At 49.8% G+C, this 8031-nt stretch carries 10 protein-coding genes; 7 read left to right on the top strand and 3 right to left on the bottom strand.

The window, feature by feature from the left end:
- Positions 1–136: 136 nt before the first annotated feature.
- Positions 137–892, bottom strand: coding sequence for an outer membrane protein OmpK (locus IC617_RS07195; RefSeq protein ID WP_191144301.1), 756 nt, complete (start codon positions 890–892; stop codon positions 137–139).
- Positions 893–1121: 229 nt separating this feature from the next.
- Here IC617_RS07195 and IC617_RS07190 point away from each other — a divergent pair, with 229 nt between their 5' ends.
- Complete coding sequence (locus IC617_RS07190) at positions 1122–2225, top strand: hypothetical protein (protein ID WP_191144300.1); 1104 nt, start codon at positions 1122–1124, stop codon at positions 2223–2225.
- Positions 2226–2289: 64 nt separating this feature from the next.
- Here the strand turns inward: IC617_RS07190 and trmB are convergent, their stop codons facing one another.
- Positions 2290–3012 carry a tRNA (guanosine(46)-N7)-methyltransferase TrmB gene (gene trmB / locus IC617_RS07185; RefSeq protein WP_191144299.1) on the bottom strand — a complete coding sequence of 241 codons (723 nt, stop codon included), beginning with the start codon at positions 3010–3012 and terminating at the stop codon, positions 2290–2292.
- A gap of 439 nt (positions 3013–3451) precedes the next feature.
- On the opposite strand from trmB, the gene mutY reads away from it, so the two are divergent.
- From mutY to ubiG, 6 genes are all read left to right on the top strand, one after another.
- Positions 3452–4486 (top strand): A/G-specific adenine glycosylase, encoded by a 1035-nt coding sequence (mutY, locus tag IC617_RS07180; RefSeq protein WP_191144298.1) that lies wholly within the window; start codon positions 3452–3454, stop codon positions 4484–4486.
- Between the two features lie 45 nt (positions 4487–4531).
- A complete protein-coding gene (locus IC617_RS07175; RefSeq protein ID WP_191144297.1) occupies positions 4532–4804 on the top strand; it encodes an oxidative damage protection protein in 273 nt (90 codons plus the stop codon).
- Positions 4805–4871: 67 nt separating this feature from the next.
- On the top strand, positions 4872–5447 hold the full coding sequence (locus tag IC617_RS07170) for a PhnA domain-containing protein (RefSeq protein WP_191144296.1): 576 nt from the start codon (positions 4872–4874) through the stop codon (positions 5445–5447).
- A 35-nt stretch (positions 5448–5482) separates the two neighbouring features.
- Entirely contained in the window at positions 5483–5935 is a 453-nt protein-coding gene (locus tag IC617_RS07165; protein WP_191144295.1) for a hypothetical protein, read from the top strand.
- Positions 5936–6083: 148 nt separating this feature from the next.
- Positions 6084–6503, top strand: coding sequence for a DUF4174 domain-containing protein (locus tag IC617_RS07160; protein ID WP_191144294.1), 420 nt, complete (start codon positions 6084–6086; stop codon positions 6501–6503).
- Positions 6504–6568: 65 nt separating this feature from the next.
- A complete protein-coding gene (gene ubiG, locus IC617_RS07155) occupies positions 6569–7333 on the top strand; it encodes a bifunctional 2-polyprenyl-6-hydroxyphenol methylase/3-demethylubiquinol 3-O-methyltransferase UbiG (protein ID WP_191144293.1) in 765 nt (254 codons plus the stop codon).
- Between the two features lie 20 nt (positions 7334–7353).
- Here ubiG and IC617_RS07150 read toward each other — a convergent pair whose 3' ends face one another.
- Entirely contained in the window at positions 7354–7833 is a 480-nt protein-coding gene (locus IC617_RS07150) for a DUF2780 domain-containing protein (RefSeq protein ID WP_191144292.1), read from the bottom strand.
- Positions 7834–8031: the final 198 nt, after the last annotated feature.

Below are 8031 nucleotides of genomic sequence, written 5' to 3'. Positions count from 1 at the left end.
AAGAAAAAGGTCCTAACTGAAGAAGTTAAGACCTTTATATAGCCTGCGGAAGATCGGTCAACCGATCAGTTTGTCGTTAACTGATCGGCATTAGGCTAATCAGCCCCTTTCATTAATCTCTCTAATTGCCTAACAATTAGAAGTGATATTTAACCAGCAGGTTGACCACGCTTTGGTCAGTTTTGAAAGCGCTGCTATCTTTAATGCCGTATTTATTCGACCAGTAATCGTATTCGACCCCCATCAACAACGAACGCTCACGCAGGCCGAAGTGAACACCCGCATCGTATTTAATCTGCGGGTTGAAGTGGAAGTTTTTCTCGTAGTCGCCATCGCTGTTGACAACCCAGTCAATGAAACCATCAAAAACAATTGCTGACTCACCCACTGGGAATGTCATTTTCCACACAGGTGTGATCTGAACGGTATCACCATCGCGGCCATCAGGTAGGCGCTGATAAACGTTCAATTGGAAGAAATCAAAACCAGGCAATGCCAAGTCGGCACCAGCACCAATCAAGTAGCTTTCAACGTCGCCCTCACCAAATTCATAGGTAGTAGCAACCAGCACGTCTTTGACGATACCGAATGACAAGTCTTTATCTAAAATTTTGCCGAAGCTGAAGCGTGGGCTGAATTCACCGTAGTAAGCACTTTCGCCGTTGAAGAAGTCTTTTTCGCCGTTGTACATGGTGTAGTCGGTGAAAATGAATAAGTCACCAACGCTCCAGCCACTGACGTGTTCGAACGTAATGGTTTGCTGAATCGGTGGGTTGACTTCAAAGTCTTTACCATAAAGGTAAGACAGGCTGTTGTCTTGCCATTGGACCAGGCCAGCGGCCTGTGCTAGCGGGGCTACCATAGCTGCTGCGGCCAACATTAAACGCTTCATCATTGCTCCTAAGTCTGCTGTCTCGCCCGCCGGTTTCGTTTTTTAATCACCGGTCGATGGGCTAAAGTGTGTAGTTTGCTTCATCAAAAAACTGGCCTGAGCCAGAAAGGCGCGCATTATGGCACTTCTGTCATCACTTGCAATTGATTTAACCCCAGAATTGAAAGCAAGATTTGAGCAAATTCTTGGCTTTGGTCCAAACAGCTATCACTAATAAGGAATCCAGCAGTTGCCTCAATTTACCCCGTCAAATTCACCAGTGGTGTTATTGGCAGGCCGCAATGCCTACAACCACATGCAACAGCACGGCCTCCAACCGGATCATATTCGGGCGATGCTCGGCGCCAGCGGCGGGCCAAAGTGGTTCGTACTTTCAGCATTAGATCAATATCTAGCTGGCTATTACTTTGCTAATCGCCAGCAACCACTGGATTTGCTTGGCACCTCTGCTGGCGGTTGGCGTTTCGCCTGCTATTGCCAACAGCAGCCAGCCGAGGCGATTGCTCGGTTTGTTGATCATTACTCAAAGACAGTTTATTCGGCGCAAGCAGATGCAGATGAGATCACGACCAAAGCGATAGCGCTGGTTGATGAGCTTTTAGGCCAGCAAGGGGTTGAGCAAATCATCAATCACCCGAGCTTCCGTCTGCATTTGTTGGTTTGCCGCGGTCGTCACTTAGCCGCCAGCAGCAATAAATACCGCCAAATGGCAGCATTGGCTGTCGCCGCTGGCATCAATGCCATTCAACGCCGATTGCTCGGTAGCAGCTTTGAGCGGATTGTGCTGCACAATAGTCACCATACCCCAGCTGCGCCAAGCCCATTTTTACAATTCGATGATTTTCCGACCCGTAATTACAAATTAACCACGGAGAATCTGCGCTCAGGACTTCTCGCAACTGGCGCCATTCCCTTGGTGATCCACCCGCAACGGTATCTAGCAGGCCCCGGTAAAGGCTACTACTACGATGGCGGCATTATCGACTATCACTTTGATTTACCGATTAAAACCGATGGGTTAGTGCTTTATCCCCATTTTTATCCGGCAATCACGCCGGGTTGGTTTGATAAGTCTTTGAAATGGCGCACAGCCGCTGCGGATCATTACCGCAATGTATTGATCGTGGCACCGTCAGCGCAATTTGTTTCGACCTTGCTCCATGGCAAGATTTCCGACCGAAATGATTTTAAGACGCTGACGCCTGAGCAGCGCATTCCCTATTGGCAAACGGTGATCGCCGAAGGTCAGCGGCTTGCGGAATTCTTTGCCGAGCGCCATGAACGGCAGGATTGGATGAACTATGTCCAGCTGATGGAGACGCCGCCGCGCTAGCTACAACCAATCCATACAAGTATGGATTGGTCCAAGGCAGCGAACGACGGCCAGTTGCGGCAAGTTAGTTGGCTTGGAACAACAAATCCCAAACACCATGTCCTAGGCGCTGGCCGCGTTTTTCAAACTTAGTCAGCGGGCGATAGTCAGGTCGTGGCGCATAGCTGGTTTGCGGATGCTGATTACTAAAGCCCGACGCAGCAGTCATCACTTCGAGCATGTGCTCGGCATAGTTTTCCCAATCAGTGGCCATATGAAAAACACCACCGGGCTTGAGAACTCGATGCACCAGAGCGACAAATTCGGGCTGGACGATACGACGCTTATGATGGCGCTTCTTGTGCCAAGGATCAGGGAAAAACAGTTGCAGCCGATCAACCGAGTTTTCAGCCAATGAGTGCTGTAATACTTCAACGGCATCGTGCTCCATGGTTCTGATATTGGTCAGCCCCAAATCAGCCACATCAGCCAAGCAGGCGCCGACACCCGGCCGGTGTACTTCAATGCCAAGAAAGTTAGTTTCTGGTGCCGCTTGCGCCATCGCAACAAGCGAAGCGCCCATGCCAAAGCCAATTTCAACGACTGTTTCAGCTTGGCGGCCAAACACCGCCGGCAAGTCCAGCGACTCGCCCGTGTAGGTAATACCGAAACTCTGCCATAAATCGTCTAACGCCCGCTGCTGACGATTGCTTAACCGTCCTTCGCGACGGACAAAGCTGCGAATGCGGCGCAGATATTTGCCATCTTCTGTGTATTCAGCATCGTTCACGTCTTTGCTTTGACTCATGGCGTGGTACCCATTTGACTCACTGTAAGTTGAATTGCGGCGCATTATCGCTGTGCATTTGTTGATTAGCAAGAATAGAGCCTGTTGATCTTTGGTGTATGAATTTTGTTCGTTCAAAATGCTCTTTTGAGCAAGAAGCGAGCTATGCCGTATAGCAATCTATACAAATAGCGAGCGACGTAGCGAAATGAGCATTTTGACGAACCCTTCGGGCAGCGTTTATTGGCAATTTATTCAGCGTCAGCGATTATTCATTGACGGCCGGTCAACTTCACAATCACTTCCTTGCCTAAATCACCAATAAATTGCTGCAAAAACATACAGCAAAGATCAACAGGCTCTAGCGCACCGACGGCACTGGCGATTAACTGGTTTGCTTCAACATAGCGGCTGTCGGTACACTGCTGCGCCAGTTGTTGCCATTACTAAAATAGACGCCATGACCGCCAGCCAATTGCCCGTCACCGACTTTCAACACCAGTTACTCGCCTGGGCTAACACTCAGGGCCGCCACGATCTGCCGTGGCAGCAAAGCCCCAGTCCTTACTCAGTGTTGGTCTCAGAAATCATGCTGCAACAAACCCAAGTCGCAACAGTGATCCCTTACTTCGAGCGTTGGATGGTAAGCTTTCCGACGGTGGAGATTTTGGCGGCAGCCGATGAGGATCAAGTGATGGCCCACTGGCAAGGTCTAGGCTACTACTCCCGCGCTCGTAATCTACACAAAGCAGCCAAGTATGTTGTTGATAACTGTCAGGGCCAGTTTCCTGCCGATCTAGCTGGATTAGAAGCGATTCCGGGCGTTGGCCGCTACACGGCGGGGGCCATTATGTCATTCGCCTACGATGGTTACGGCCCCATCGTGGATGGCAACGTCAAACGATTGTTTTGTCGATTCTTTGCCATCGAAGGGCAAATCAACAGCAGCAAAGTCGTCAAACAGCTTTGGCAACTGGCCGAACAATACACCCCAACAACCGAATCAGCGCTGAGTAATCGAAACTTTGCCCAAGCGTTATTGGATATGGGGGCCACCTTGTGTAAGCCGAAAAACCCAGACTGCGCGGTCTGCCCGCTACAGCAACATTGCCAAGCTCTGCGCCTTGATCGAGTGAGCGAATTACCAACGCCCAAACCCAAGAAGGTCATTCCAGTGAAACCAGCGTGGTTTGGTTGGGCCGTGGCGGACCAGAAAATTTACCTCGTCAAACGCCCCTCGGAGGGAATTTGGGGCGGCCTTTGGTGTTTGCCTGAGCTTGAACAAAACCCATCTCAAGTGAGTGAAAGCAAAGCGGTGGGGCGCTTTCGGCATACATTTAGTCACTACAAATTGGCAGCAGAGGTGATTCCCTGCAGTCAAACCCACGCCAATGGCCAATGGTTTGATCACAAGTCGTTGGCCAGTATTGGCTTACCCAAACCAATTAAAAGCTTTATTGAAAAACACCTTATCGACTTGTCCGACGGTGCCTAATATGCGTTAAACTAAGGGCCATTTTTTGATAGCAGGAAAGATCCCATGGCCCGCACCGTGTTCTGTCAGTACCTTAAACAAGATGCCGAAGGTTTAGATTTTCAACTTTATCCGGGTGAAACCGGCAAACGCATTTTTGACAACATCAGCAAGCAAGCTTGGGCTGAATGGCAGCAAAAACAAACCATGATGATTAACGAGCACAAGCTCAACATGATGGATCCAGCTCATCGCCAGCAGCTTGAACAAGCCATGGTGGGCTTTTTGTTCGAAGGTAAAGATGTCCACATCGAAGGCTATCAGCCACCAGCTAAGTAATTAGCCTGTTATAAACTGCTTGCTTCCCGCAACCGACCGGCTAGGCCGGTCGCTTTGAGAAAACTACATGTCTATTGAACAAATTCTTCGCCAACGCAGCGGCGACGTCTGCGAGTTATCCGCCGCCTCTGCTGATCTGTCCGTCTATTTTGTCCCGCCGGTCGATGTTGAGTCAGCAGATCGGGCGGTGTTAATTGCCTCAGAACTCATTGCTGAAATCGACAGCGATGAGCCACTGAATCCAAACCATTGGCGCGGCTTAAACGATGCCATGTGGAGCCAAGAGCCGGCAGTTCAAGTGATGTCTTGGCGTCTGCTGAGTCGTTTGAGCAAACAAGGTGAAGGTTGGGCGCGCGATTTGCTGGATATGCTATATCTGGATGACGACACCTTGCAGTGGGCCGAATCAGGCTTAGTCGATGAAGAAGATTTAGTGATCCAGCGCGATTGCAATGGCACTAAACTAGAAGCTGGCGACAATGTCGTATTGACCAAAGATCTGGATGTCAAAGGTACCAGCTTCACCGCAAAACGCGGCACGGCCGTGAGAGGCATCTCATTGACCTCAAATCCAGAACACATTGAAGGCCGAGTTAACGGTGTTCGAATCGTCATTCTGGCCAAATTCGTGAAAAAGCAATAACGCGCTTTAACCCATAATTACAGGGAAGTTGAATCATGAAAAAACAACTCGCAGCCCTCACTTTAGTGTTGGCGTCTGTCTGTCAAGTTCAAGCAGGCGTTTACACCGATGAATTGGCCAAATGTTTAGTATCATCAACGACACCGCAAGATAGAGCTGCGCTAGTCCGTTGGATGTTTATTGCCGCGTCTCACCACCCAGCGGTGAAAGACATTACCGCGGTCACGCCGGCCCAAGTTGATGCCGGTAACCAAAGTACCGCTGATTTATTCGTCAAGCTGATGACTGAAAGCTGCCGCGAGCAAACATCCAGTGCAGTCAAATTTGAGGGACCAATTGCGATTCAGGGCGGTTTCCAGGTGCTTGGCCAAGTGGCTGGTCAGGAGCTATTTAGCAGTCCGGCAGTTGCTACTGCAATGGCGGGTTTGCAAAGCTTTATTGACCAAGAAAAAATCGAATCAGTGCTCGCGCCCTCTCCTGCGCAGTAATTCAACACCTTAGTGAAACTGTTTGGCCCTGGCTGGGAGAGAAGGCAGGTAGAAAAAAGGCTCGGCCGTACGCTTTAACTGATCTTTTTGTATCGCTGGCCCCTAAGAATCAAGGTAACTAACAGCGACCTTTTCTGTGGGGCCCAAGATGAAATTATTGATCCCGACACTGCTGCTCACAGCCGCATTTTCCGTTAGCGCAGCGACCTTATCTGAGCTATCACAACTATTGTGGCACCATCGCATCATTCTGGTTCAATGCGACACTGAAGAGTGTCAGCAGACAAGCGTTGCGCAATTGCAACAAGCTGAGCTTGCCGTAAAAGAGCGTCACATTGTTTGGTTTGTCAGCAGCCCAGCGTCAATTCAAAGCAATGCCTCTATTGATATTGCCACCCCATTACAACAGGCGCTCACCAGCACAGATCTGGCGCGACCTCAGGCAATACTGATAGGCAAAGACGGCGATATTAAACACGCCTCAGAGCAGCTTCAGCTAGAGCTGCTGTTTGATAAAATCGATCAAATGCCGATGCGACAATCCGAGATGAAACTGCAGCGAATTTAGTCGCCGCCCATCACCAAATCAGATGCGCAAGCCACCATAACCAACTGGAGCACTAAGTCCGCTAAATGCTTGATAAAAGCCAACTGAAACCACTGTCAACGTCAGCCAAAACAGCGAGTGAAATTGCCAAGTTTGATCAGCTGGCCGAAGAATGGCGCAAACAAGACGGCCGCTTTAAGCAGATTAGCGACTTCAATCGTTGCCGAGTGAATGCCATGGTGGCGGCAATAAGCGACCATTTCGAACTCGACCGAAACCATTCAGCGCCGCTAACTGGCCTAAAGATATTGGATATTGGTTGTGGCGCAGGGTTGGTTTGCGAAGGGCTGGCGCAACTTGGCGCCGATGTCACAGGCATTGATGGTAGCGCCGTTAATATTGAAGTGGCAAAGCGCAACGCTAGCAGCCAGTCGCTGGCCATTGACTACCAGCACTGCCTAGCCGAACAATTGGCGACGGAGGCAACCGCACCTTTTGATGTGGTGTTGAATACCGAAGTTATCGAGCATGTCGACAATCAAAAGCAGTTAACAGCAACCTGTGCGGCACTCACCAAGCCTGATGGTCTGCTGGTAATGGCAACCATTAATCGCACCATCAAATCGTTTTTAGTGGCCATTTTAGGAGCTGAATACATATTGCGTATGCTGCCAGTTGGTACCCATGACTGGCACTGGTTTGTTGCGCCATCTCAAATAGCCAACTGGCTTCAGCAACAAGGTTTCAATCAGCACACGGCGATTGGTGTTAAGTACAACCCGCTTACGAAAAAGTGGCGCACCAGCAAGGATACTTCGGTCAATTACATGCTGTTTGCTTCGCGCCACTGAACACGTTGGCTGATTCGCCTTTAAAACGGTAACCCAAGTGAATCCTTTAACGATGTCAGCAAGGCTTGGCCACCTTCGCTCTGGACATAATCATACAGGCTGTTGACCAACGGTCCGGCGAGCTTGGGATCTAATCCCAGAGCCGACAACGATTGATTCAAGATATCAAGGTTGCCCGCGGCCGCCCCCAAATCACCACCTAAGCCACCAAGCAAACTACCTGCCGCCGATGACTCAACCTTTGGAGCCGAGCCCATCATGCCGGAAATGCCCGGTACAATATCTGACAGTTGTCCAAAGTCGCCCGACGACATACTAGTCTGCGCCATGTTAAACAAAGTCCCCAGAGCGGCGTTTGCCTGCTCAGATGAAATGCCCAACTGGCTGGTCACTGAATCGATCAAAGACGACTCTTGTGCCTTAGCTGGCATTGCGGCCAAAGCCAAAGCAATCAGCGCAAAAACGTAACTGAATGCGCGAACACGTTGATGATAAAGCATACTTTTCCCTACATTGAATAGACACTGTCTGTGATAACGGCGCTCAAGCGCCCCGTTTACTCAGCCTAGTACAGCAACGAAATTCAACCACTGGATCGAGTAGAATTGTTGTGGCGATGTATTTTTTAGCTAGCCACTGAACGCTCAACAACCGTTCCCGTATGAGAGAAACAAAATCTTGTTATATGTTGTGATAAT

It is taken from the genome of Neiella litorisoli (genome assembly GCF_014773395.1).
In the GTDB taxonomy this organism is placed as follows: domain Bacteria; phylum Pseudomonadota; class Gammaproteobacteria; order Enterobacterales; family Neiellaceae; genus Neiella; species Neiella litorisoli.
Note: the sequence above shows the minus strand (reverse complement) of the source record. Positions and strands in the feature narration are given on the sequence as shown.

Excerpts from the sequence above, each read along its gene's own strand:
- IC617_RS07195 (WP_191144301.1), bottom strand. The coding sequence starts at position 892 with ATGAAGCGTTTAATGTTGGCCGCAGCAGCTATGGTAGCCCCGCTAGCA.
- trmB (WP_191144299.1), bottom strand. The coding sequence starts at position 3,012 with ATGAGTCAAAGCAAAGACGTGAACGATGCTGAATACACAGAAGATGGC.
- mutY (WP_191144298.1), top strand. The coding sequence starts at position 3,452 with ATGACCGCCAGCCAATTGCCCGTCACCGACTTTCAACACCAGTTACTC.
- IC617_RS07175 (WP_191144297.1), top strand. The coding sequence starts at position 4,532 with ATGGCCCGCACCGTGTTCTGTCAGTACCTTAAACAAGATGCCGAAGGT.
- IC617_RS07170 (WP_191144296.1), top strand. The coding sequence starts at position 4,872 with ATGTCTATTGAACAAATTCTTCGCCAACGCAGCGGCGACGTCTGCGAG.
- IC617_RS07165 (WP_191144295.1), top strand. The coding sequence starts at position 5,483 with ATGAAAAAACAACTCGCAGCCCTCACTTTAGTGTTGGCGTCTGTCTGT.
- IC617_RS07160 (WP_191144294.1), top strand. The coding sequence starts at position 6,084 with ATGAAATTATTGATCCCGACACTGCTGCTCACAGCCGCATTTTCCGTT.
- ubiG (WP_191144293.1), top strand. The coding sequence starts at position 6,569 with ATGCTTGATAAAAGCCAACTGAAACCACTGTCAACGTCAGCCAAAACA.
- IC617_RS07150 (WP_191144292.1), bottom strand. The coding sequence starts at position 7,833 with ATGCTTTATCATCAACGTGTTCGCGCATTCAGTTACGTTTTTGCGCTG.